Origin of the sequence: Lelliottia amnigena, assembly GCF_019047465.1 — a bacterium.
GTDB classification, from domain to species: domain Bacteria; phylum Pseudomonadota; class Gammaproteobacteria; order Enterobacterales; family Enterobacteriaceae; genus Enterobacter; species Enterobacter amnigenus.
Map to the genome: position 1 here is coordinate 3,282,895 of NZ_CP077236.1, position 26,380 is coordinate 3,309,274.

18 protein-coding genes are annotated in these 26,380 nt (G+C 52.2%); 10 read left to right on the forward strand and 8 right to left on the reverse strand.

The window, feature by feature from the left end:
* Positions 1 to 40 precede the first annotated feature (40 nt).
* The 4 genes from aat to trxB all read right to left on the reverse strand — a co-directional run bounded on the left by aat (position 41) and on the right by trxB (position 5,361).
* Complete coding sequence (aat, locus tag I6L74_RS15380; protein ID WP_059178470.1) at positions 41 to 745, reverse strand: leucyl/phenylalanyl-tRNA--protein transferase; 705 nt, start codon at positions 743 to 745, stop codon at positions 41 to 43.
* Positions 746 to 791: 46 nt separating this feature from the next.
* Complete coding sequence (cydC, locus tag I6L74_RS15385) at positions 792 to 2,513, reverse strand: heme ABC transporter ATP-binding protein/permease CydC (protein WP_059178469.1); 1,722 nt, start codon at positions 2,511 to 2,513, stop codon at positions 792 to 794.
* Positions 2,513 to 4,279 carry a heme ABC transporter permease/ATP-binding protein CydD gene (cydD, locus tag I6L74_RS15390; protein ID WP_059178468.1) on the reverse strand — a complete coding sequence of 589 codons (1,767 nt, stop codon included), beginning with the start codon at positions 4,277 to 4,279 and terminating at the stop codon, positions 2,513 to 2,515. Before cydD ends, cydC begins: the two co-directional genes overlap by 1 nt.
* Positions 4,280 to 4,392: 113 nt before the next feature.
* The gene (trxB, locus tag I6L74_RS15395; protein WP_059178467.1) at positions 4,393 to 5,361 is read right to left on the reverse strand and encodes a thioredoxin-disulfide reductase; all 969 of its coding nucleotides are present in this window, start codon (positions 5,359 to 5,361) and stop codon (positions 4,393 to 4,395) included.
* A 549-nt stretch (positions 5,362 to 5,910) separates the two neighbouring features.
* Here trxB and lrp point away from each other — a divergent pair.
* The 10 genes from lrp to I6L74_RS15445 all read left to right on the forward strand — a co-directional run bounded on the left by lrp (position 5,911) and on the right by I6L74_RS15445 (position 19,918).
* A complete protein-coding gene (lrp, locus tag I6L74_RS15400; RefSeq protein WP_000228473.1) occupies positions 5,911 to 6,405 on the forward strand; it encodes a leucine-responsive transcriptional regulator Lrp in 495 nt (164 codons plus the stop codon).
* Between the two features lie 134 nt (positions 6,406 to 6,539).
* The gene (locus I6L74_RS15405) at positions 6,540 to 10,253 is read left to right on the forward strand and encodes a DNA translocase FtsK (protein ID WP_059178466.1); all 3,714 of its coding nucleotides are present in this window, start codon (positions 6,540 to 6,542) and stop codon (positions 10,251 to 10,253) included.
* 127 nt (positions 10,254 to 10,380) lie between these two features.
* Positions 10,381 to 10,995 (forward strand): outer membrane lipoprotein periplasmic chaperone LolA, encoded by a 615-nt coding sequence (gene lolA / locus I6L74_RS15410; RefSeq protein ID WP_059178465.1) that lies wholly within the window; start codon positions 10,381 to 10,383, stop codon positions 10,993 to 10,995.
* 9 nt (positions 10,996 to 11,004) lie between these two features.
* Positions 11,005 to 12,348 carry a replication-associated recombination protein RarA gene (gene rarA / locus I6L74_RS15415; RefSeq protein ID WP_059178464.1) on the forward strand — a complete coding sequence of 448 codons (1,344 nt, stop codon included), beginning with the start codon at positions 11,005 to 11,007 and terminating at the stop codon, positions 12,346 to 12,348.
* A 92-nt stretch (positions 12,349 to 12,440) separates the two neighbouring features.
* The gene (gene serS / locus I6L74_RS15420) at positions 12,441 to 13,733 is read left to right on the forward strand and encodes a serine--tRNA ligase (protein ID WP_059178463.1); all 1,293 of its coding nucleotides are present in this window, start codon (positions 12,441 to 12,443) and stop codon (positions 13,731 to 13,733) included.
* A 203-nt stretch (positions 13,734 to 13,936) separates the two neighbouring features.
* Positions 13,937 to 16,381 (forward strand): dimethylsulfoxide reductase subunit A, encoded by a 2,445-nt coding sequence (gene dmsA, locus I6L74_RS15425; RefSeq protein ID WP_059178462.1) that lies wholly within the window; start codon positions 13,937 to 13,939, stop codon positions 16,379 to 16,381.
* A gap of 10 nt (positions 16,382 to 16,391) precedes the next feature.
* A complete protein-coding gene (locus I6L74_RS15430) occupies positions 16,392 to 17,009 on the forward strand; it encodes a DMSO/selenate family reductase complex B subunit (protein ID WP_059178461.1) in 618 nt (205 codons plus the stop codon).
* Between the two features lies 1 nt (position 17,010).
* Positions 17,011 to 17,874, forward strand: coding sequence for a dimethyl sulfoxide reductase anchor subunit family protein (locus I6L74_RS15435; protein WP_059178460.1), 864 nt, complete (start codon positions 17,011 to 17,013; stop codon positions 17,872 to 17,874).
* A 274-nt stretch (positions 17,875 to 18,148) separates the two neighbouring features.
* Positions 18,149 to 19,297, forward strand: a complete 1,149-nt coding sequence (locus I6L74_RS15440; RefSeq protein WP_059178459.1) for an MFS transporter — start codon at positions 18,149 to 18,151, stop codon at positions 19,295 to 19,297.
* A gap of 123 nt (positions 19,298 to 19,420) precedes the next feature.
* Positions 19,421 to 19,918, forward strand: coding sequence for an anti-virulence regulator CigR family protein (locus tag I6L74_RS15445; protein ID WP_059178458.1), 498 nt, complete (start codon positions 19,421 to 19,423; stop codon positions 19,916 to 19,918).
* A gap of 39 nt (positions 19,919 to 19,957) precedes the next feature.
* Here the strand turns inward: I6L74_RS15445 and pflA are convergent, their stop codons facing one another.
* The 4 genes from pflA to ycaO all read right to left on the reverse strand — a co-directional run bounded on the left by pflA (position 19,958) and on the right by ycaO (position 26,258).
* On the reverse strand, positions 19,958 to 20,698 hold the full coding sequence (pflA, locus tag I6L74_RS15450) for a pyruvate formate lyase 1-activating protein (protein ID WP_012016819.1): 741 nt from the start codon (positions 20,696 to 20,698) through the stop codon (positions 19,958 to 19,960).
* Positions 20,699 to 20,902: 204 nt separating this feature from the next.
* Positions 20,903 to 23,185, reverse strand: a complete 2,283-nt coding sequence (gene pflB, locus I6L74_RS15455) for a formate C-acetyltransferase (protein ID WP_059178457.1) — start codon at positions 23,183 to 23,185, stop codon at positions 20,903 to 20,905.
* A 50-nt stretch (positions 23,186 to 23,235) separates the two neighbouring features.
* On the reverse strand, positions 23,236 to 24,093 hold the full coding sequence (gene focA, locus I6L74_RS15460; protein ID WP_012016821.1) for a formate transporter FocA: 858 nt from the start codon (positions 24,091 to 24,093) through the stop codon (positions 23,236 to 23,238).
* A 404-nt stretch (positions 24,094 to 24,497) separates the two neighbouring features.
* Positions 24,498 to 26,258: a 30S ribosomal protein S12 methylthiotransferase accessory factor YcaO gene (gene ycaO / locus I6L74_RS15465; RefSeq protein ID WP_059178456.1), complete on the reverse strand. Its 1,761-nt coding sequence runs from the start codon at positions 26,256 to 26,258 to the stop codon at positions 24,498 to 24,500.
* Positions 26,259 to 26,380: the final 122 nt, after the last annotated feature.

Here is a 26,380-nt window from a genome sequence, read left to right on the forward strand (position 1 = left end):
CCAATTATAACACTCCTCATCAAAAATGGGCGGAAAACATTTACACCTGAGGCATAAAGAGTGTTCTCGGCACCCAAAAGTTCTGTGGGAGCTTTTGCAGGCGCAGCTTGTCCAGTTGGTCGAGGTAATGGCGACGCGTAATTTCAACCGCACCTAGTGACGCCGTGTGTTCGTTGAGCACCTGACAATCCATCAGTTGACCACCGCGCAGGGAAAACTCCTGACAAAAAACCAGCAGCGCGGTTTTAGAGGCGTTAATCGCGCGACTAAACATCGATTCACCGCAAAATAATGTCCCTTGCGCCACGCCATACATTCCCCCCACCAGCGTGTCATTGTCCCAGACTTCAATCGAGTGCGCATAGCCCAGCTCATGTAAACGAAGATAGGCATTGATAATATCGTGGGTAATCCAGGTGCCTTCATCGCGATCCGCAGCGCAGCCCTCAATAACCTGCCCAAAAGCATAATTAAGCGTGACGCGGTAGGATGATTTGGCATGAAAGCGCTTCATGCTGCGGCTGAGGTGAAACTGTGATGGCTCCAGTATCGCGCGGGGATCGGGTGACCACCACAAAATGGGATCGCCGGGTGAAAACCACGGGAAAATTCCGCGCTGGTAGGCCATTAACAGGCGTGCCGGGCTTAAATCCCCGCCGAGTGCGAGTAGCCCATTGGGTTCACGTAGCGCTCCCTCTGGCGGAGGGAACGCAATGTTATGACGAGAAAGCTGGACCAGGCGCATGACAACAGAACTCCAATACGCGAGTTAGGATCGGTTCAAATATAGTCTACAGACGTTGTTTAAACTGGTAATAACGACCCTGTTTCGCGAACAATTCTGCGTGACTACCTTGCTCAATAATCTGTCCGTTGTCCATGACAATTATTTGATCAAAATTCGCCAGCCCGCGCAGGCGGTGAGTCACCATCAGCACGGTTTTGTTTTTCATGGTTTGCGCCAGTAAATCAAGAATTTGACTTTCAGTGGTTGCGTCGAGCCCTTCTGTCGGTTCATCCAATAACATGAAGGGGGCATCATGCAGTAATGCTCTTGCTACTGCCAGACGGCGCAATTCACCACCGGAAAGCTGGCGTCCTCCTTCGCCAAGCCAGGCGTTCAAACCGTCATCCTCAAGCAGCTTGTGTAAACCCACTTGTTCGAGAACAGCGCACAACGCTTCATCAGAAGCGGTAGGGGAGGCCAGCAGTAAATTGTCGCGCAGAGTTGCGCTAAAGAGATGAACGCGCTGCGGTACAACGCTGACGATTTTGCGCAGCGTCTGCTCGTTAAAATCGGTCAGGGGTGTGGTATTAAAAAGAATCTGTCCCTGGCGCGGATCCCACGCACGGGTCAGCAGCTGTAAAAGCGTCGATTTACCACAGCCCGTTCGGCCAAGAATGGCGACATGCTGCCCCGCCTGGACAGTCAGATTAATTCCATCAAGCGCATTTTGCGTTTGTCCCTCGTAGGCAAACGTCACCTCTGTCAGCTGCACAGCGATGCTGTCTGGCACGACTGAGTGACCTTCCTTGAACTGGACTTCCGGCGTTTGCTCAACGATCTGCGTGATGCGCACCGCAGACGCAATAACCTGGCCAAGGTGCTGGAATGCGCCGGTCACAGGCGCGAGCGCCTCAAATGCTGCAAGTGCACAAAAGACGAACAGAGCAATTAGCGCGCCGGGCTGGGTATTTCCCCCCACGCCTCCGGCGGCCATCCACAGCATTGCAATCACAGCGAAACCGCCAATCAACAGCATCAACGCCTGAGAGAGCGCCGTCAGCTCCGATTGTCTGCGCTGAGCTTCATGCCAGCTCAGCTCAGTGCTTTCCATCCGGGCACGATAGCGTCGGCTGGCACCAAAAATGGTTAATTCGGCCTGGCCTTGCAGCCATGATGTTAACTGCTGACGATAGTCCCCACGCAAACGCGTGAGTTTTTCACCCGTTGCTTTGCCCGCGCGATAAAATAGCGGTGGCAACAAGAGAAGCGTGAGTAACATTATGCCGCCGAGCGTGAGAGCGATCGGCACATCAAGCATACAAAGCCCCAGCGTGACAACGGCGATCACCACAAAAGCACCTACCAGCGGGGAAATCACGCGCAGGTAAAGGTGATCCAGCGTATCGACGTCAGCGACGACGCGGTTTAGTAAATCACCCTGACGAAAACGCGCCAGCCCGGCAGGAGAGAGCGGCAGCAGCTTGCTGAACGTGAAAATACGCAGATGCTGCAGGACACGGAAAGTCGCGTCGTGGCTGACCAGACGCTCAAAATATCGACCTGCGGTGCGCGCGATAGCCGTGCCACGAACGCCCGCAGCGGGCAGCATATAGTTGAAGCTGTATAATCCGGCAAAGCCTGCAACGGCAGACGCGGACAGGAACCAGCCAGAGAGCGTCAGCAGGCCAATGCTTGCCAGAAGCGTTAAAATGGCGAGCACAACGCCGAGCGTGAGCATCCATTTATGGCGTTTATAAAGCGCGAGATACGGGAGTAGGGCACGCATTAAATATCCTCCTGACGATTCGCCAGCAGAGCCGCAAAGGGCCCCTGAGCGGCAGCGAGCGTTGCGTAATCGCCTTGCTCAACAATATGGCCGTTTTCCATCACCCAAATCTGATCCCATTCGGCAATGCCTTCCAGTTGGTGCGTCACCATGAGCGTCGTCTGCTGCTTTGACGCGTCATTGAGCGCCTGCATAACACGTTGCTCGCTGTGGGCATCCAGGCTGGCGGCGGGTTCGTCGAGCAACATCAGCTGGCTTGCGTTAAGCAGGGCACGCGCCACGGCGATACGCTGTGCCTGGCCAACGGAAAGTCCTGCGGACTGATCGCCCACCACGGTATCAACGCCGTTTGGCAGACCCGGCAGGAACTCGCTAACCCAGGCGCGATCGAGCACCGATTTGAGCTCATCTTCATGCGCATCGGGACGCGCCAGTAAGACGTTCTCGCGCAGCGTAGAAGCAGGTAGCTGTGGGTTTTGCCCCACCCAGCTCAACTGTTTGCGCCAGGCATCGGGCTCAAGCGAGCGCAATTCGGTTCGATTGACCTGCAACGAACCGGTGTACGCCATAAATCCGGATAACGCATTCAGCAACGAGCTTTTTCCTGAACCGCTCGTGCCGACTAAAACGACGCGCTGACCCGCAGCAAGCGTGAAGTTGAGCGGACCAGCGAGCACTTTGCCTTCTGGCGAAAGCACAGAAAAGTCATGGGCTTCAAGAGTGACTGGCTCCTTACCGTTGAGCGTGACGTCACCGCGTTCGGGATGGGCCAGCGGCGTTTCAAGGAAGGTTTTCAGGCTGTCAGCGGCGCCAACGGCCTGCGCTTTGGCGTGATAAAACGTCCCCAAATCGCGCAGCGGCTGGAAAAATTCGGGTGCCAGAATGAGCGCGAGGAAACCAGCAGACAGCGTTACTGCCGTGCCGTAGTGACCAAAATCGAGCGCGCCGAGATACGAGAAACCGAAGTAAACGGCCACCAGGGCAATCGAAAGCGACGTAAAGAATTCAAGTACGCCGGAGGAGAGGAAGGCCATACGCAGCACTTCCATTGTGCGCTGGCGGAAATCCTGTGACGCGAGGCGAATATTGTCAATTTCGGCTTCACCACGGCCAAAGACGCGCAGGGTTTCCATCCCACGCAGTCGGTCAAGGAAATGTCCGCTCAGGCGGCCGAGCGCAAGGAAATTGCGCCGGTTGGCATCAGCAGCCCCCATTCCGACCATTGCCATAAACATCGGTATAAGCGGTGCAGTCCCCAGCAAAATTAACGCAGCAACCCAGTTGGTTGGGAAAATGGCGAGCACAATAAGCAGCGGAACAAAAACCGCCAGCGCCATCTGCGGGAGATAGCGGGCATAGTAATCATGCATATCGTCGATTTGTTCGAGAATAAGCGTAGCCCAGCTTCCGGCCGGTTTTCCCTGAATCCATGCGGGGCCAGCTTCCTGAAGTCTGTCGAGCACTTTACGTCGGATTTCATAGCGAATTTGCTGTCCGGCATAAAAGCCTACCCGCTCGCGTAGCCAGACAACCCAGGCGCGAAGAATAAAGACCAACACCAGCACGACAAAAGGCATCAACAGTGCCTCGCGCGGTATATTTTCCATAATCATATGGTTGAGAATGCGGGCCAGCAGCCATGCCTGGGCGACAATCAACAAACCGCTGATAAAACCCAAAAGGCGGGAAATATTCAGCCAGCGGCGCGAAAGAACGCTTTGCTGTTTAAGCCAGCGAGTTAACTCTTGTTGACGGTTTTTTTCCATTGCGTACTTTGCAGGTAACATTATTAGAATTGGGCTTCGCAATGTTACATGCCAGGCAAAATAAAGGCGACCTATCGTCGCCTTTATTTACGTTTGTTACTGACTTGTAAAGATTATTTACTCAGTTCAGCCAGTCCGTCCAGATAACGTTCTGCATCCAGCGCGGCCATGCAGCCTGTGCCCGCAGAGGTGATCGCTTGACGATAGATGTGGTCCATAACATCTCCCGCAGCAAAGACGCCCGGAATGCTGGTTTGGGTTGCATTGCCGTGGATACCCGACTGCACTTTGATGTAGCCGTTTTCCAGCGCCAGTTGACCGTCAAAAATACCGGTATTTGGGCTGTGACCGATGGCAACAAACAGGCCAGCCACTTCCAAAGATTCGACGTTATCGCTGTTTTGCGTATCGCGCAGGCGCAGGCCTGACACACCCATTTGGTCACCGGTCACTTCTTCCAGCGTGCGATGCGTATGCAGCACGATATTGCCGCTGGCGACTTTGTCCATCAGGCGTTTGATCAGAATTTTTTCAGCACGGAAGGTGTCGCGACGGTGAATCAGGTGCACTTCCGAGGCGATATTCGCCAGGTACAGTGCTTCTTCAACCGCGGTGTTGCCTCCGCCGATGACCGCTACTTTCTGGTTACGATAGAAGAAACCATCACAGGTTGCGCAGGCAGAGACACCGCGGCCCTTAAATGCTTCTTCAGAAGGCAACCCCAGATAACGAGCAGATGCGCCCGTCGCGATGATGAGCGCGTCACAGGTGTATTCGCCGTTGTCGCCGGTCAGACGGAAAGGACGGTTTTGTAGATCAACTTTGTTGATGTGATCGAACAGAATTTCTGTGTCGAACTTGGTCGCGTGCTCGTGCATGCGCTCCATCAGCAGCGGCCCGGTTAGGTCATGCGGATCGCCTGGCCAGTTTTCCACTTCCGTTGTGGTGGTCAACTGACCGCCTTTTTCCATGCCGGTGATCAAAACCGGTTGCAGGTTAGCGCGTGCAGCGTAGACCGCTGCGGTGTATCCCGCAGGTCCAGAACCAAGGATTAGCAGCTTACTGTGTTTGGCCGTGCCCATGAGATCCTCATTAGTGTTGGCAGACATTTGCTCGGATTGTAGGGAATTTGTTGCCGTAAAAAAAGAGCACAGCAATTTTGTAAACGATTTGTGCAATAGCCATTGGCAATGACGCGGGGAAAAAAGCGTAACAATATAACGATTTCTGATGAAAATCGGTCGTTTATAAGGCGACAAAATGAGGATTAATACCCGACCGCAATGAATAACTGGCACGTTGTACTAAAAAACGATGTTTTACTTTGACAATCCCCTGCGCTTTTGCGAAAACATTGAAGGAAGAAAAAATCTGCGCTAACGGTGTGTCGCATAGGCATGCACATAAACGCCATTTTTACCGGGTCAGCGAAAATTATGCAGGGTGTGGACAGATACCCTACGTGATGTCGATGGCAGCCTCTGGGCAACGGTCTTCTTACCGTAGAACCCGAATCTGCATCGCGTACATATTATAAAAGGCGATGCGATAAACAACGGGTACAGACTCTGAACAGTGAAGTGCAAAGGGTCCAGGCAGGAGTAGGGAAGGAATACAGAGAGACAATAATAATGGTAGATAGCAAAAAGCGCCCTGGCAAAGATCTCGACCGCATCGATCGTAACATTCTTAATGAGTTGCAAAAGGATGGGCGTATTTCCAACGTCGAGCTTTCAAAACGTGTGGGACTTTCTCCGACGCCGTGCCTCGAGCGTGTGCGCCGACTGGAAAGACAGGGTTTTATTCAGGGCTATACAGCTCTGTTAAACCCGCATTATCTGGATGCCTCACTTCTCGTTTTTGTTGAGATTACTCTGAATCGTGGCGCACCGGATGTGTTTGAGCAATTTAATACCGCGGTACAAAAACTTGAAGAAATTCAAGAGTGTCACTTGGTTTCAGGCGATTTCGACTACTTGTTGAAAACCCGCGTACCTGATATGTCAGCCTATCGTAAACTGTTAGGTGAAACCTTGCTGCGACTGCCTGGTGTGAACGACACCCGTACCTATGTGGTAATGGAAGAAGTCAAACAGAGCAATCGTCTGGTGATTAAGACACGCTAATACGGAACAGGTGCAAAATCAGTGTAATTTGATTACACTCCTGTTAATCCATACAGCAACAGTGCCGGGTATCCCGGCGCTGTTGTCCGTTTTAGCAAACAGGCAGGAAATGCCTGATACCTGGAGAGCCTTTTTTGAGCCAGGAATATACTGAAGACAAAGAAGTCACTTTAACGAAGTTAAGCAGCGGGCGCCGACTCCTGGAGGCGTTACTGATTCTTGTTGCCCTTTTTGCCGTCTGGTTGATGGCAGCCTTACTCAGTTTCAACCCTTCCGACCCTAGCTGGTCGCAGACTGCATGGCATGAGCCTATCCATAACCTGGGTGGGGTTCCTGGCGCGTGGCTGGCAGATACACTGTTCTTCGTGTTTGGCGTGATGGCTTACACCATACCTGTCATCATTGTCGGGGGGTGTTGGTTCGCCTGGCGTCACCGTCAGAACGAAGATTACATCGACTATTTTGCGGTATCACTGCGTCTCATTGGCGCCTTAGCGTTGATCCTGACGTCCTGCGGTTTGGCAGCGATCAATGCCGATGATATCTGGTATTTCGCCTCCGGTGGGGTGATCGGCAGTCTCTTAAGCACTGCACTCAAGCCTATGCTCCACAGCAGCGGTGGCACCATTACCTTACTGTGCATCTGGGCCGCGGGCCTGACGTTGTTTACAGGATGGTCATGGGTCAGCATTGCCGAAAAACTGGGCAACTTTATCCTCAATATTTTAACCTTCGCCAGCAACCGTACGCGTCGTGACGATACATGGGTTGATGAAGATGAATACGAAGATGATGATGAAGAGACATCGTCAACAGCGGATCGTCGGGAGTCACGCCGCACGCGTATTATGCGAGGCGCGCTGGAGCGTCGTAAACGCGTCGCTGAAAAATTTGCAAATCCCCTTGGCCGTAAAACCGATGCAGCACTTTTCTCCGGCAAACGCATGGATGATGAAGAGCACGTCGAATACAGCGCCAGAGGTGTTGCCGCCGATCCTGATGACGTTTTGTTCTCCGGTCATCGGGCAATGCCTGGCGATTATGATGAGTACGATCCTTTACTAAACGGCCATTCGGTCACGGCACCGGTTGCCACAGCGGCAATGGCAACCACGGCAGCGCAGGTTTACGCTGCGCCAGTGGACGCTGTCACGCCTTCTGCACCTGTACTCACGGCAGACACGGATTTGCAGCAGCCCGTCATTGACTGGCAAACCGCGCCTGGCGTTCATACGCCTGAGCCGTCAATTGCTCCTCAGCCAGAAAGTTACACTCCGGCTCAGCACCAGGAACACTGGCAGCAACCGTATCAGCCTGACACGACTTATGAACCACAGGCTTATCAGCAATATGAACAGCCTGCCGTTCCGCCGCATCAGCAACCTGCGCCTGAATATGTCGAGCCTGTTCAGGAGGATGTTGAGCCTGCGCCAGTAGTGGAGGAGACGAAACCGTCTCGTCCACCGATGTATTACTTTGAGGAAGTGGAAGAGCGCCGTGCACGTGAGCGTGAGCAGCTCGCTGCGTGGTACCAGCCAGTGCCAGAGCCGGCTAAAGAGCCTGTCAGCACGCCGGCATTTTCCCCCTCTGTTGCTTCTGATATGGGTGCCGCCTCCAGCGTTGCGCCTGTTGCGGCGGGTGTTCAGCAGGCAACTTCACATGCGACAACCGCTGCAGGCGTTGCTGCACCCGTATTTAATCTGGCGGCAGGCGCTACGCCACGCCCTCAGGTAAAAGAGGGTATTGGGCCGCAGTTACCGCGACCGAACCGTGTACGCGTGCCAACGCGCCGCGAACTGGCGTCTGCTTCCTTTGGTATCAAAATTCCTTCTCAGCAAATTTCAGACGAGAGAATGGCTGAAGAGGATTACGATGACGCTGAAGAAATGCATCAGGATGAGCTAGCTCGCCAGTTTGCCGAGCAGCAAAATCAGCGTTACGGCGAAGAACATCAACATGAGGCGTCGCACTATCCTGTCCAGGACAGTGAAGATGATGCCGCAGAGGCTGAGCTGGCACGACAGTTCGCTGCGACGCAGCAGCAACGTTATTCTGGCGATCAGCCATCGGGAGCGAATGCGTTCTCATTGTCAGATTTTGAATTCTCGCCAATAAAAGATTTGGTTGATAATACGCCGAGTGCGCCGTTATTTACGCCGAGCGTCATGCCTGAACAGGAGCAACCGCGTCAGTCGTTTGCCCCTACGCAGCCACAACATGTTCAGCAACCTGTTGCGCCGCAGCAGCCTGTCGCTGCACCGCCGCACTATGCGCAGCATCAGCCGTCTCCGGCACAACCGCAGGAAAGTTTGATTCACCCGCTGCTGATGCGTAATGGTGACAGCCGTCCGGTGCAAAGACCAACGACGCCGTTGCCATCGCTGGATTTGTTAACCTCTCCGCCTTCTGAAGTGGAACCGGTCGATACTTTCGCACTTGAGCAAATGGCGAGACTGGTTGAAACGCGTCTGGCGGATTTCCGCATTAAAGCGGATGTGGTGAACTACTCTCCGGGCCCGGTTATCACCCGCTTTGAACTGAATCTGGCGCCTGGCGTTAAAGCTGCGCGAATTTCTAACCTGTCCCGTGACCTGGCACGTTCGCTCTCGACTGTGGCAGTGCGTGTGGTTGAAGTCATTCCAGGCAAACCCTATGTCGGTCTGGAATTGCCTAACAAAAAACGTCAGACCGTCTATTTGCGCGAGGTTCTGGATAACGCGAAATTCCGTGATAATCCATCGCCGCTCACTATCGTGCTGGGGAAAGACATTGCGGGTGAACCTGTGGTTGCGGATCTGGCGAAAATGCCCCATCTGCTGGTCGCGGGTACAACAGGTTCCGGTAAGTCTGTCGGCGTCAACGCCATGATTCTGAGCATGCTCTATAAAGCTCAGCCGGAAGATGTGCGTTTCATCATGATCGACCCGAAAATGCTGGAACTTTCGGTTTACGAAGGTATTCCGCATCTGCTGACCGAAGTGGTTACCGACATGAAAGACGCTGCCAACGCTTTGCGCTGGAGCGTCAATGAGATGGAACGCCGCTACAAACTGATGTCGGCGCTCGGCGTGCGTAATCTTGCAGGTTACAACGATAAAATCGCAGAAGCGGCGCGTATGGGCCGTCCGATTCCCGATCCATATTGGAAGCCTGGCGACAGCATGGCTACTGAGCATCCGGTTCTGGAAAAACTGCCTTATATCGTGGTGCTGGTGGATGAATTCGCCGACTTGATGATGACGGTGGGTAAAAAAGTGGAAGAGCTGATCGCTCGCCTGGCACAGAAAGCGCGTGCTGCGGGCATCCATCTCGTACTGGCGACACAGCGTCCCTCTGTCGATGTCATTACCGGTCTGATTAAAGCTAACATTCCAACGCGTATTGCGTTCACCGTATCGAGCAAAATTGACTCGCGAACTATTCTCGATCAGGGTGGCGCGGAATCGCTGCTCGGCATGGGCGACATGCTTTACTCTGGTCCGAACTCGACAACGCCAGTGCGTGTGCACGGTGCGTTTGTTCGTGATCAGGAAGTTCATGCAGTCGTGCAGGACTGGAAAGCGCGCGGTCGCCCGCAATACGTTGACGGTATCACCTCTGAAAGTGAAAGTGAGGGAGGCGGCAGCGGCGGCTATGACGGCGCTGAAGAGCTCGATCCTTTATTCGATCAGGCGGTTAACTTCATTACTGAAAAGCGTAAAGCGTCCATTTCTGGCGTGCAGCGTCAGTTCCGTATTGGTTACAACCGTGCAGCGCGTATTATTGAACAGATGGAAGCGCAGGGCATCGTGAGCGAGCCCGGTCACAACGGTAACCGCGAGGTACTTGCTCCGCCACCGTTTGAGTAACTTGTCATCGTTTGCAAAGATGGGTAAAACAGTAAAAATTAAGCATTTTCTTCTGTTGCCTGCCGTTTGGCAGGTTCAGAATGGATGACAGAACCCCATTTCGGGATGACGAATTTAAGGACTGATAATGAAAAAAATCGCAATCGTCGGAGCATTATTGACCAGCTTTGTTGCCAGCAGCGTCTGGGCCGATGCCGCTAGCGATCTTAAAAGCCGCCTGGATAAAGTCAGTAGCTTCCATGCCAGCTTCACTCAGAAAGTGACTGACGGCAGCGGGAATGCAGTGCAGGAAGGTCAGGGTGATTTATGGGTTAAGCGCCCCAATCTTTTTAACTGGCATATGACCCAGCCAGACGAAAGCATTCTGGTTTCCGATGGTAAAACCCTGTGGTTCTACAATCCATTTGTCGAGCAGGCTACCGCGACATTATTGAAGGATGCGACGAGCAATACGCCGTTTATGCTGATTGCGCGCAACCAGGCCAGTGACTGGCAGCAGTACAATATCAAACAAAACGGTGATGATTTTGTTCTGACGCCGAAGACCAGTAACGGTAACCTGAAGCAGTTCACCATTAACGTGAGCAACAACGGGACAATCAATCAGTTTAGCGCTGTGGAACAAGACGAGCAGCGTAGTAGCTATCAGCTTAAGTCACAGCAAAATGGCGCTATTGATGCATCCAAATTCACCTTTACCCCGCCGCAGGGCGTAACGGTGGATGATCAACGCAATAAGTAAGAGGCGTGAGTGGGCAATCTTTCGCTCGATTTTTCTGAGAATGCGTTTCAACCTCTGGCCGCTCGCATGCGGCCAGAAAATTTAGCGCAGTACATCGGTCAGCAGCATCTGCTGGCTCCCGGGAAACCGTTGCCGCGCGCTATCGAAGCCGGGCATCTGCACTCAATGATCTTATGGGGGCCGCCGGGGACAGGCAAGACCACGCTGGCGGAAGTGATTGCTCGCTATGCCGATGCTGATGTCGAACGTTTGTCTGCCGTTACCTCCGGTGTGAAAGAGATCCGCGAGGCTATCGAACGCGCCCGGCAAAATCGCAATGCGGGTCGTCGTACCATTCTCTTTGTTGATGAAGTTCATCGTTTCAATAAGAGCCAGCAGGATGCATTTCTGCCGCATATTGAAGACGGCACTATCTTCTTTATCGGTGCAACCACCGAAAATCCTTCCTTCGAACTTAACTCTGCACTTCTCTCGCGCGCACGCGTTTACCTTTTGAAGTCGTTGACGACGGAAGATATTGAGCAAGTGCTCACTCAGGCAATGGAAGATAAAGCACGTGGCTATGGCGGCCAGGATGTTGTTCTTCCTGATGATACGCGCCGCGCGATCGCAGAGTTAGTAAACGGTGATGCGCGCCGGGCATTGAACACCCTGGAAATGATGGCTGATATGGCCGAGCTGGGTGACGCAGGTAAACGCGTACTGAAATCTGAGTTGCTGACGGAAATCGCCGGAGAACGCAGCGCGCGTTTTGATAATAAAGGCGATCGTTTTTACGATTTAATTTCTGCACTGCATAAGTCTGTTCGCGGTAGCGCGCCAGATGCGGCGTTGTACTGGTACGCACGTATTATCACAGCGGGTGGCGATCCTCTCTATGTTGCGCGTCGCTGTCTGGCGATAGCGTCAGAGGACGTCGGTAACGCGGATCCACGAGCCATGCAGGTCGCCCTTTCAGCCTGGGACTGTTTTACCCGAGTAGGCCCTTCCGAAGGGGAGCGCGCCATCGCTCAAGCCATTGTTTATCTGGCGTGTGCGCCAAAAAGTAATGCCGTCTATACCGCCTTTAAAGCCGCGATGGCGGATGCGCGCGAGCGTCCGGATTATGACGTACCGGTTCATCTGCGCAATGCGCCAACTAAGCTCATGAAAGAGATGGGCTATGGGCAGGAATATCGTTATGCACACGATGAGCCAAATGCCTACGCCGCGGGCGAGGAATATTTCCCGCAGGAGATGGCACAAACGCGCTATTATCGGCCCACAAACAGAGGTCTTGAAGGTAAGATTGGCGAAAAGCTCGCCTGGCTTACCGAACAGGATCAAAATAGCCCTATAAAACGCTACCGTTAGCGCGATCGTTGCGGTAATGTTGGCATTGTATCCCTGTGGCCGCAGGCTGTGGTCACATTTCCCTCATTTAATTCGATAAGCACAGGATAAGCATGCTCGATCCCAATCTGTTGCGTAATGAGCCAGACGCAGTCGCTGAAAAACTGGCACGCCGGGGCTTTAAGCTGGATGTAGATAAGCTGCGCGCTCTTGAAGAGCGTCGTAAAGTTCTGCAGGTACAAACTGAAAATCTGCAGGCTGAGCGTAATTCTCGATCGAAATCCATTGGCCAGGCGAAAGCACGCGGGGAAGATATTGAGCCATTGCGTCTGGAAGTGAACAAACTGGGTGAAGAACTGGATCAGGCGAAAGCTGAGCTGGAACTTCTCTTGGCTGAAATTCGTGATATTGCACTGGCGATCCCGAACACACCTGATGATAGCGTTCCTGTCGGCAAAGACGAAAACGACAACGTTGAAGTGAAACGCTGGGGCACGCCTCGTGAATTCGACTTCGACGTTCGTGACCACGTGACGCTGGGTGAAATGCACGCAGGGCTGGACTTTGCGGCCGCTGTGAAATTGACGGGCTCTCGCTTTGTCGTGATGAAGGGGCAAATTGCGCATCTGCACCGCGCACTGGCGCAATTCATGCTGGATCTCCACACCGAGCAGCACGGCTACAGCGAAACTTACGTTCCGTACTTGGTGAACCACGACACGTTGTACGGCACTGGTCAGCTGCCTAAGTTTGCAGGCGATCTGTTCCATACTCGTCCGCTGGACGAAGAAGCCGATAGCAGCAACTATGCGCTGATCCCAACGGCTGAAGTCCCGCTGACTAACCTCGTGCGTGATGAAATCATCGACGAAGACGACCTGCCAATCAAACTGACTGCGCATTCTCCATGCTTCCGTTCTGAAGCCGGCTCTTACGGTCGTGACACGCGTGGTCTGATTCGTATGCACCAGTTCGACAAAGTTGAGATGGTTCAGATCGTTCGCCCGGAAGAGTCAATGGATGCGCTGGAAGAAATGACCGGCCATGCTGAGAAAGTTCTGGAGCTGTTAGGCTTGCCGTATCGTCGAGTGGCGCTGTGTACAGGCGACATGGGCTTTGGCGCAACCAAAACGTTCGACCTGGAAGTGTGGGTTCCTGCGCAGAATACCTACCGCGAAATCTCTTCGTGCTCGAACGTGGGGGATTTCCAGGCGCGTCGTATGCAAGCACGTTGCCGTACCAAGGCTGATAAAAAGACCCGTTTGGTTCACACGCTGAATGGTTCTGGTCTGGCTGTAGGCCGTACATTGGTTGCGGTGCTGGAAAACTACCAGCAGGCTGACGGCCGTATCGAAATTCCTGAAGTACTGCGTCCTTACATGAAAGGTCAGGAATACATCGGTTAATCTGTTTTAAAATAAAAAGCGCCTGAGGGCGCTTTTTTTATGCCTCTGCTTTGACTCGAAACAATATCAGCTCCTCCTAAAGTAGTAATACTCCTTTGAATGAAACCCAGCACATCATGTGCCTGAATAACCGTTTCTCTATATAAAAAACTATATAGCGGTCTATGCCGCATCTTTTTTGTGAGCAACCAAAGTGAGTATTTATGAAAATCAAAGCGCCTGATGCTTTACTGGCTGCCGAGGTAAGCCGTCGCGGATTAGTCAAAACGACTGCGATTGGCGGCCTGGCCGTTGCCAGCAGTGCGTTCACCTTACCCTTCTCACGTATAGCATCGGCGGCTGACGTTATTGCCCCGAAGACTGCGGCTGAAAAAGTGGTGTGGAGCGCCTGTACCGTTAACTGCGGCAGCCGTTGCCCGCTGCGTATGCATGTTGTCGATGGTGAAATCAAATACGTTGAGACGGATAACACGGGTGATGATAACTACGAAGGGTTACATCAGGTCCGCGCCTGTTTGCGTGGCCGCTCCATGCGTCGTCGCGTTTACAATCCGGATCGTTTGAAGTATCCGATGAAGCGTGTTGGCCAACGCGGTGAAGGCAAGTTTGAGCGTATCAGTTGGGAAGAAGCCTTCGATACGATTGCCACCAACATGCAGCGCCTGATTAAAGAGTATGGTAACGAGTCTATCTACCTGAACTATGGCACCGGGACGCTCGGCGGGACAATGACCCGCTCCTGGCCGCCAGGAAAAACGCTGATTGCTCGTCTGATGAACTGTTGTGGCGGTTATCTCAACCATTATGGTGACTACTCTTCGGCGCAGATCGCGGCGGGGCTGAATTACACCTACGGCGGTTGGGCCGATGGCAACAGCCCGTCAGATATCGAAAACAGCAAGCTGGTGGTCCTGTTTGGTAATAACCCTGGCGAAACGCGCATGAGTGGTGGCGGGGTAACCTACTATCTGGAACAGGCCCGCGCGAAATCGAATGCCAGAATGATCATCATTGATCCGCGCTATACCGATACGGGCGCGGGCCGTGAAGACGAGTGGATCCCAATCCGTCCGGGTACGGATGCTGCGCTGGTCAACGCGCTGGCATGGGTCATGATCACCGAGAACCTTGTTGATCAGCCATTCCTGGATAAATATTGCGTTGGATACGACGAGAAAACCTTGCCCGCCAGTGCGCCTGCAAACGGGCATTACAAGGCTTACATTCTTGGACAGGGCAGTGACGGTGTAGCGAAAACCCCACAGTGGGCTTCTACGATTACAGGTATCCCTGTCGAGCGTATCGTACAGCTGGCGCGCGAAATCGGGTCTGCTAAGCCTGCGTACATCAGCCAGGGCTGGGGACCTCAGCGCCATGCGAATGGTGAAATTGCAACTCGCGCTATCTCAATGCTCTCGATTCTGACCGGTAACGTGGGCATCCATGGGGGAAACAGTGGCGCGCGCGAAGGCTCCTATGAAGTGCCTTTTGAGCGCATGCCGACGCTGGAAAATCCAGTACAGACCAGTATTTCGATGTTTATGTGGACTGACGCGATTGAGCGTGGCCCGGAGATGACGGCGCTGCGCGACGGTGTGCGCGGTAAAGACAAACTCGATGTGCCCATCAAAATGATCTGGAACTATGCAGGTAACTGCATTATCAACCAGCACTCCGACATCAACCGCACGCATGACATTCTTCAGGATGACAAGAAGTGCGAGATGATTGTGGTGATCGACTGTCACATGACCTCATCGGCTAAATATGCCGATATTCTGTTGCCGGATTGCACCGCCTCTGAGCAGATGGATTTTGCCCTTGATGCCTCCTGCGGCAACATGTCCTACGTCATTTTCACCGACCAGGTCATCAAACCGCGGTTTGAATGTAAAACCATCTACGACATGACTACTGAGCTGGCGAAACGTTTGGGCGTCGAGCAGCAGTTCACAGAAGGTCGCACGCAGGAAGGATGGATGCGCTATTTGCACGAGCAGTCTCGCAAAGCGGTTCCTGAACTGCCTGATTTCGACACGTTCCGTAAGCAAGGCATGTTTAAGCAGCGCGATCCCGAAGGGCACCATGTGGCCTACAAGGAATTTCGTCAGGACCCCCAGGCGAATCCGCTCACCACACCGTCGGGAAAAATTGAAATTTATTCCGAAGCGCTGGCGAAGATCGCTTCCAGCTGGGAGTTGCCGGAAGGCGACGTTATCGATCCCCTCCCGATCTACACCCCTGGTTTCGAAAACTATAACGATCCTCTCACGGCAAAATATCCGCTACAGCTGACAGGGTTCCACTATAAAGCGCGCGTTCACTCCACCTACGGCAATGTGGACGTGCTGAAAGCCTCTTGTCGGCAGGAGATGTGGATTAACCCGCTGGATGCTCGCAAGCGCGGCATCGCTAACGGCGATCGTATCCGAATTTTTAACGATCGCGGAGAGGTCCATATTGAAGCGAAAGTGACGCCGCGCATGATGCCTGGCGTGGTTGCGCTTGGGGAAGGGGCCTGGTATAGCCCTGATGCAAATCGCATCGACCAGGCAGGCAGCATTAACGTGCTGACTACGCAGCGCCCGTCGCCACTGGCGAAAGGCAATCCGTCCCACACGAACCTCGTTCAGGTTGAAAAGGTGTAAGGAGTAACCGATGACAACCCAATATGGATTTTTTATTGATTCCAGTCGTTGCACCGGTTGTAAAACCTGCGAACTGGCGTGTAAAGATTACAAAGACTTAACCCCGGATGTTAGCTTCCGTCGTATTTACGAATACGCGGGTGGAGACTGGCAGGAGGACAACGGCGTCTGGAATCAGAACGTGTTTGCCTACTATCTGTCGATTGCCTGTAACCATTGTGAAGATCCTGCGTGTACCAAAGTGTGCCCGAGTGGCGCGATGCACAAACGTGATGACGGTTTTGTTGTCGTTGATGAAGATGTTTGCATCGGCTGTCGCTACTGCCATATGGCGTGCCCGTATGGCGCCCCACAGTACAACGCTGCAAAAGGGCATATGACGAAATGCGATGGCTGTCATTCCCGTGTTGCAGACGGTAAAAAGCCGATCTGCGTGGACTCTTGCCCTCTGCGCGCACTGGACTTTGGTCCAATTGACGAGTTGCGTCAGAAGCACGGCCAGCTTGCAGCGGTTGCTCCGCTACCGGGAGCGCATTTTACCAAGCCAAGTATTGTTATTAAACCGAATGCCAATAGCCGTCCGACAGGTGATACCACCGGCTATCTGGCCAATCCGAAGGAGGTGTAAAATGGGAAGTGGATGGCATGAGTGGCCGCTGATGATTTTCACTGTCTTTGGGCAGTGCGTCGCCGGCGGTTTTATCGTTCTCGCTCTGGCGTTGCTTAAAGGACAGTTACAGCCTGAACAGCAGCAACGTCTGGTGCTGAGCATGTTTGGTTTGTGGGTGTTAATGGGCATCGGCTTTATCGCTTCGACACTGCATCTGGGATCTCCTATGCGGGCTTTCAACTCGCTGAATCGCATTGGCGCTTCATCGCTGAGTAATGAAATTGCCAGCGGTGCGATCTTCTTTGCAATTGGTGGGCTTGGCTGGTTGCTGGCAGCGATGAAAAAACTGCCCGCAGGCTTACGCACGTTGTGGCTTGTTGTGACAATGGTACTGGGCGTGGTCTTCGTTTGGATGATGGTACGTGTATACAACACCATCGACACCGTCCCAACCTGGTACAGCGTCTGGACGCCGATGAGCTTCTTCCTGACGATGTTTATCGGCGGGCCGCTGCTGGGCTTCCTGCTGTTGCGCGTCGCGGGTGTTGATGGCTGGGCTATGCGATTACTGCCTGCCGTTTCACTGCTGGCATTGGTGATCAGTGCGATTGTGGCGTTAATGCAGGGGGCAGAGTTAGCCACTATTCATAGTTCAATCCAGCAGGCTTCTGCTCTGGTGCCGGATTATGGATCGCTGATGGCCTGGCGTATCGTCCTGCTGGCTCTCGCGTTGACATGTTGGGTCATTCCTCAGCTCAAAGGATACCAGCCTGCCTTACCGGTGTTATCCCTTGCCTTTGTGCTGGTACTGGCGGGAGAACTCATTGGCCGTGGGGTGTTCTACGGTCTGCATATGACGGTTGGTATGGCTATCGCCAGCTAAAGCTTTATTTAGTTATATCAAGCCGGGGAAATATCCCCGGCTTTTTTATTTTCTATCATGAAATTTTTCAACTGAGCCCTGTTAATTATTTGTCTTATAAATTAATAAAAACAATCAGATAAATATTATGCATACGGGCGAAGCGGGAAGGAGGATAAGTTTTTTAAATCGACAGGGAACAAATCGTGCGAGCCCCCTAAACCCATGGATTGACTTTGTTTTTGCTGGTGGCATGATGCGCTCGAAATCTTCACTTCCTCACGGTTTTTAATCCATGACCACCTATACCCGGCCAGTGCTGCTGTTGCTCTGTGGCCTGCTTTTGTTGACCCTGGCGATTGCGGTTTTAAATACGCTCGTCCCGCTTTGGCTCGCCCATGAAAACTTACCGACCTGGCAAGTGGGGATGGTGAGTTCGTCCTATTTTACCGGCAACCTCCTCGGTACATTGCTGACGGGTAAATTAATTAAGCGCTTTGGCTTTAATCGTAGCTATTATCTGGCTTCACTGATTTTCGCTGCCGGATGCGTGGGCCTGGGCCTGATGATCGGGTTCTGGAGTTGGATGACGTGGCGGTTTATCGCGGGCGTAGGCTGCGCGATGATCTGGGTGGTCGTGGAAAGTGCGCTGATGTGCAGCGGTACATCACGCAACCGTGGGCGTTTGCTGGCAGCGTATATGATGGTCTATTACGTCGGTACCGTGCTGGGCCAGTTAATGATCAGCAAACTGTCTACCGATTTGATGAGCGTTCTGCCGTGGGTCACTGGCATGGTACTGGCCGCTATTCTACCGTTGTTGTTTACCCGTATTGTGAATCAGGGCAGCGAGCATCAGGAGGCCACGCAGGTCTGGCCGATGCTAAGACTTCGCCATGCGCGTCTTGGCGTCAACGGCTGTATTATCTCCGGCATTGTGCTGGGTTCACTGTATGGCTTGATGCCGCTGTATCTGAATCACCAGGGCGTGAGCGACGCCGGGATTGGATTCTGGATGGCGGTGATGGTGAGTGCGGGTATCGTCGGTCAATGGCCGATTGGTAAACTGGCGGATCGCTATGGTCGCTTGCTGGTGCTGCGCGTTCAGGTATTCGTGGTGATTCTGGGTTGTCTGGCGATGCTCAGTAATGCCGCCATGGCTCCCGCGCTGTTTATCCTGGGGGCGGCGGGCTTTACGCTTTATCCCGTCGCGATGGCCTGGGCATGCGAGAAAGTAGAGCATCATCAGCTGGTGGCGATGAATCAGGCGCTGTTGCTGAGCTATACCATCGGCAGCCTGCTTGGCCCGACTTTTACCTCAATGCTGATGCAAAGTTATTCTGATAATCTGCTGTTTATTATGATTGCCAGCGTCTCGTTTATTTATCTTCTCATGTTGCTGCGCAAAGCCGGAGAACATCCAACGCCGGTGGCACATGCCTGATGAAATAAAAGCCTGTCGATGACAGGCTTTTTTGTTCCAGTCACAAATAAGAGTTTTAGACATTGTTTGTTTTAGGCGCCAGGTGATAATTGAATTGCGTTCTACCACTAAAAGGCAGCAATCATGTCTGGTCATCGTTTTTCCGCTACCGCTCTGGCAGTAGTGTTGTCTTTAACGTTTGCTACTGCTCCGGCAATGGCAAATCCTGGCAATGGTGAGGGCAATGGTAATGGCGGTGGCCAGGGTAATAGCGGCAACCATGGAAATGCAAACGCTGGCAACCACGGTAATAAACAGAATAACGCGCATCAATATTCCGGCAAATCGAATGAAAACGTAAGTGATGATGTTGATGTGCGTGTCAGCTTCGATCATGCCCGTCATCTGGCATTAAACTATGGCTTAACAGGCTATGACTCTCTGCCTCCGGGTATTGCGAAAAATCTCGCACGCGGTAAACCCCTTCCTCCAGGAATTGCGAAAAAAACCGTTCCTGCATCGATGTTAGGCCAGTTACCATCTTACCCAGGTTATGAATGGCGGGTAGTGGGGGACGATCTGGTATTAATTGCACTCAGTACCGCAATTGTGACCACCATTATTAATGGTGTCTTTAAATAATAAAGTAAAAAGCCCGGTGTCATTGCCCGGGCTTTTTTATTAATACATCACCTTGTGACCGTATTGCTCAAGAATACCTTTCACACGTTCCATGGTCTCTTTCTTTGGCGGCTTAACGCCATCGAGCTTGTATTCTTCGCCCATCGCCACCCACTTGTGCTTGCCCAGCTCATGGTACGGCAGCAGTTCGATTTTCTCGACGTTCCCCATATCACGAGTGAATTCACCCAGGCGATGCGCAGAATCATCATCATCTGACCAGCCTGGCACGACGACATAACGAATCCAGGTTTTGATCCCTTTACCTGCGATGTATTTGGCAAACTCCAGCGTACGGTGATTTGAGACGCCGACCAGATTCTGGTGGATTTCATCGTTCATTTGCTTCAGATCGAGCATGACAAGGTCGGTCACCTCAAGTAACTCATCAATGACCGGATCATAGCGACGCACAAAACCATTGGTATCCAGACAAGTATGAATGCCTTCTTTCCGGCAGGCGCGGAACCAGTCACGGACGAATTCTGCCTGGAGAATAGCTTCTCCTCCGGATGCTGTGACGCCGCCGCCAGAGGCATTCATAAAGTGGCGATAGGTCACCACCTCTTTCATTAGCTCTTCAACGGTAATTTCTTTACCGCCGTGCGTGTCCCATGTATCACGGTTATGGCAATACAGGCAACGCATCAGACAACCCTGGAAGAAGGTAATAAAGCGGATGCCTGGGCCATCGACAGTGCCACAGGATTCAAAGGAGTGAATACGGCCAATAATTGACATTGCGGTGATATCTCCAGATTCGGCCCGTCCGGGGCCTGTTTATATGCATAGCTCAGTTGGCTATGTCGAGTCTGTTTTGGCTGTTATCCATTTAGTATAGATGCCGGGCAAAAGAGACTTAACGTGGAGAGGGTGTTAAAAAGGCCCCACGGATGTGGAGCCTTTATTGTACGCTTTTTACCGCGTGATTTCAGTCAATTCCAGTTAGATGGATTGAGTGAAGGTACGAGTGATAACGTCCTGCTGCTGTTCTTTAGTCAGGGAGTTAAAACGTACTGCGTAGCCAGATACACGAATGGTCAGCTGCGGATATTTTTCCGGGTTTTCCATCGCATCAAGCAGCATTTCACGGTTCATCACGTTCACGTTCAGGTGTTGACCACCTTCGATGGATGATTCGTGATGGAAGTAACCGTCCATCAGGCCAGCCAGGTTGGTTTTACGCACTTCGTCGTCTTTACCCAGCGCATTTGGAACGATAGAGAAGGTATAAGAGATACCATCTTTCGCGTAAGCAAACGGCAGTTTAGCAACGGAAGTCAGAGAGGCAACAGCACCTTTCTGGTCACGACCGTGCATTGGGTTAGCACCTGGGCCGAATGGCGCGCCAGCGCGACGACCGTCTGGGGTATTACCGGTTTTCTTACCGTACACAACGTTAGATGTGATGGTCAGAACAGACTGAGTCGGGATAGCGTTACGGTAGGTGGTCAGTTTCTGAATTTTCTTCATGAAACGTTCAACCAGGTCAACCGCCATGTCATCAACACGAGAGTCGTTGTTACCAAACTGCGGGTATTCGCCTTCGATAGCGAAGTCGACAGCCAGACCGTCTTCGTCACGAATTGGTTTAACTTTCGCGTATTTGATAGCAGACAGGGAGTCAGCGGCAACAGACAGACCTGCGATACCACATGCCATGGTGCGAACCACGTCACGGTCGTGCAGTGCCATCAGAGAAGCTTCGTAGCTGTATTTGTCGTGCATGTAATGGATAATGTTCAGGGCGGTGACATACTGCTTAGCCAGCCAATCCATGAAGTGATCCATACGTTCCATGACTTCGTCGAAGTTCAGAACGTCACCTTTGATTGGTTCAGATTTAGGACCAACCTGGATTTTCAGTTTTTCATCAACGCCGCCGTTGATAGCGTACAGCATGGTTTTCGCGAGGTTAGCGCGAGCACCGAAGAACTGCATTTGCTTACCAACAACCATCGGGCTTACACAACATGCGATAGCGTAGTCATCGTTGTTGAAGTCAGGACGCATCAGATCATCGTTCTCGTACTGCAGAGAAGAGGTATCGATGGACACTTTAGCCGCGAATTTCTTGAAGTTCAGAGGCAGTTTTTCAGACCACAGAACAGTGATGTTTGGTTCCGGAGACGGGCCCATGGTGTACAGGGTGTTCAGGAAGCGGAAGCTGTTTTTGGTAACCAGAGTACGGCCATCAACACCCATACCTGCGATGGATTCAGTTGCCCAGATTGGGTCACCGGAGAACAGTTCATCATATTCAGGGGTACGCAGGAAGCGAACCATACGCAGTTTCATGACCAGGTGGTCAATCATTTCCTGAGCGTCTTGTTCGTTGATTTTGCCCGCTTTAATATCACGTTCGATGTAAGCATCCAGGAAGGTGGATACGCGACCGAAGGACATTGCTGCACCGTTCTGAGATTTAACAGCCGCCAGGTAGCCGAAGTAAGTCCACTGAATCGCTTCCTGAGCATTGGTCGCAGGACCAGAGATATCACAGCCGTATTTCGCTGCCATCTCTTTGATCTGGCCCAGTGCGCGGTACTGTTCAGAGATCTCTTCACGCAGACGGATAGTCGCTTCCAGGTTTACGCCGTTTTCCAGATCGGATTGCAGAGACAGGAACTGAGCGTATTTGTCTTTCATCAGGAAGTCGATGCCGTACAGCGCAACACGACGATAGTCACCGATGATACGACCACGGCCATACGCATCTGGCAGACCGGTCAGCACGCCAGATTTACGGCAGTTCAGGATGTCTTTGGTGTAAACATCAAACACGCCCTGGTTGTGAGTCTTGCGGTATTCAGTGAAGATTTTTTTCAGCATTGGGTCCAGCTCGCGATTGTACGCTTTGCATGAACTCTCAACCATTTTGATGCCACCGAACGGAATAATTGCACGTTTCAGTGGCGCTTCAGTCTGCAGACCAACGATTTTCTCAAGGGCTTTGTTGATGTAGCCAGCATCGTGAGAAGTGATGGTAGAAGCAACGGAAGTATCGAAATCAACTGGCGCATGAGTGCGGTTTTCCAGTTTAACGCCTTCCATTACGTTGTCCCAAAGCTTGGTGGTTGCGTCAGTTGCACCAGCCAGGAAGGATTCGTCACCTTCATACGGGGTATAGTTTTTCTGAATAAAGTCACGCACGTTGACTTCTTTCTGCCAGTCACCTTTCGCGAAACCTTCCCAGGCTGTGGCTAACTTTTCATTAAGTTCGGACATGTGATACCTACCTTCTTAAGTGGATTTTTTATTTACTGCCTGAGAAACCATCAATGATGATTGTCGCCACGCAGGTAAATGACCCAGTATGTCAACCCAACCAACAGACCCCCACCGATAATATTCCCAATGGTGACTGGGATCAGATTATCTGTGATGAAATTCATAATAGTCAGGTGAGAGAAACTTTCCGGGCTTGAACCAACAGCGGTCCAGAACTCGGGGCTTGCAAAGTTGCGGATAACGATCCCCATCGGGATCATAAACATGTTTGCGATGCTGTGTTCAAAGCCGCTGGCGACGAACATGGCGACGGGCAGAACCATTATCATGGCTTTGTCCATCAGGCTGCGTCCGGAGTAGCTCATCCAAACAGCCAGGCATACCATCAGGTTTGCGAGGATACCCAGAGCGACGGCTTCGATAAATGTGTGATGCATTTTGTGGTCGGCGGTTTGAAGGACGTTAAGCCCCCAGCCACCGTTGGCGGCCATATACTCGCCAGACAACCACATGAGCAAAACAAACAGCAAACAGCCAATCAGGTTGCCAACGTAGACATTGAGCCAGTTGCGCGCCAGTTGGCCCCAGGTGATTCTTCCGCTCGCTTTTGCCACAACGATAAGGACGGTTGAGGTAAAGAGGTCAGCGCCACAGATGACGCACAGAATCAAACCCAGTGAGAAACAGATACCGCCAATCAATTTTGCAATACCGAAAGGCATCGCAGCAGTACCGGTGGTCGCAGTGATGTAGAAGACAAATGCGATGGAGATGAACACACCAGCGGTAATCGCCAGATAGAACGTCGTCATCGGGTGCTTTGTTGCTTTATAGACACCCGCTTCTTCGGCCACTTTGGCCATCGCTGCAGGGAGTATTAGATCAAAAGGGTTGTCAGCTTTCACACTAACTCTCTCTTTATTAAGTCGGCGACGAGATACTAACAAAGCATTATAGAAGAGAAATTGATATAGATCATATCTCGCCTGGCTTATAGGCCCGCAAAGCGTATGGTTTTGCTACGATTGCGGCGTAAGTTTTTGATTATCCGTATAAAAATAAATTTTAAAAGTTATGAAAAGAGTTGAATTATTTCCTAAAGGCTCCTGACGGCAGTTAATTAAAATGGAGTAATTGCCCTAAAAAGTAACAGTAAAACGCAAGTAAACATATTTATATTTACCTGTAATTAACGTTATTATTACAATTAAAATTCATTGCGATTAAATATAAAAACGGGGCAATGAAATTGCCCCGTAATATAGCTCAGCGAATTAGATACGCCTACAGTCTATGGTGTTATGTGCGCTTATTTTGACCAGTGAGCGGCTTTCGCGCGCTGCAGTTTTTCATACGCTTTCAGCAGTGACTGATGTGCCGGGAACGCGTTGAGGTCGCCGTCGACAGGCTGAAGGCCATAGAATGGCGCTTCGCCGCTTAGGGCGGCACTCGCGGCTTCAACGGCTTCTGCACCATACATACGCACGAAGGCGTTCAGATATTGCAGCGGCTGGCGATCTTCTTCCTGAGAGAGCAGCAGCAAGGTTTGCAGGCAGCGGTAATAATTTGCGCGCTCTGCGCTGAATACAGACTGGTTGTACTCAATGGTCCACTCGGTCCAGGCCAAAGCCTGATCCAGATCGCCACCGGCCAGTGCCAGCATCGCTTTCAGTTCGCCAATACGCAGCGTATACCAGCCAGTGTCTTTACCGGTCGCCAGACCCAGCAGCTCGCGCACGCGGGTCATATCATCGTGACCTTCATCGTCCATCTGGGCGATCAGGTTTAAATACTCTTCTTTTTCCCATTCGCTGCCCGGCAAGGCGAGCAAGGTTTCACGAAGATGGCTGCCCATCGCGTTATTTGCCAGCCACAGATCTTCTGCCGGGTAAATATCGGACATGCCAGGCACCAGAATACGGCAGGCGTAAACGCTCAGGTGTTCGTAATCGGCGATATACACTTCTTTATCTTCGGCTTTGAAGATCGCCATCAGCGTGGCGAACTCTTCTTCAGTTGTGCCGGAGAAATTCCAGTCCACGAACGGGTAGTCAGCGTCCTGCTTGAACATGTCCCAAGAGATCAAACCGCTGGAGTCAATGAAGTGCGTTTCCAGGTTAGTGTGTTCGCCCACTTCTTCATCATCAAAGGTTGGTGGCGTAAACACGTCCAGATCTTTCAGGCTGCGGCCTTGCAGAAGCTCGGTCACGGTACGTTCCAGCGCGACGCCGAAATCAGGGTGCGCACCAAACGAGGCAAAGCACGTCCCGTTAGCTGGGTTGAACAACACTACGCAGATAACCGGGTATTTACCGCCCAGTGAACCGTCGTAAGCAAATATTGGGAAACCTTCGGCTTCCAGTTTGGCGATGGATTCCACCACGCCTGGGTAGCGCGCCAGCACGTCGCTCGGGATTTCCGGCAGGCTGATGGATTCCGCAATAATGCGATTTTTGATATGACGCTCAAACACTTCGGAAAGGCCCTGAACGCGAGCTTCATTGCGGGTGTTGCCTGCAGACATACCGTTAGAGACATACAGGTTACCGACGATATTCATCGGAATGTAGACGGTTTGTTCATCAGACTGACGGGTAAACGGCAGGGCGCAAATACCCCGCTCGTCGTTACCGGATTGCAGATCGATCAGCATACCGGCGGTCAGTTCGTTGTCAGGATCGTAAAACGCACGCAGACGCGCATCCAAAATGCCGTCTGGTAATTCATCGTCTTCCGTAAGCGGGAACCATTTTTCGTTCGGATAGTGCACGAACGGGCCGTTTGCGATCGTGTCGCCCAGCCAGAAATCCGCAAAGAAATAGTTCGTGGACAAACGCTCAAAATACTCACCCAGCGCAGACGCCAACGCCGCTTTTTTGGTGGCACCTTTACCGTTGGTAAAGCACAGCGCGCAATCGGTATCACGAATATGAACAGACCAGACGTGCGGAACTGGATTGAGCCAGGACGCTTCTTCGATATTAAAGCCCAGGTCGGTCAGTTTTTGCTGGAAGCGAGCGATGGAATCTTCCAGGGCGGCGTCTTTGCCGGGGATGAATGTTTGAGTCATGGCTATCACTTTTATCGTACGGAAAGCGCGCAATGATACGGGTTTTGCGTGACTGGCGCTATCTTCGCGGAGGATACGGCGAAAATAAAAGGCTGGGCTATGCTTACAGGCAGTAACCCACT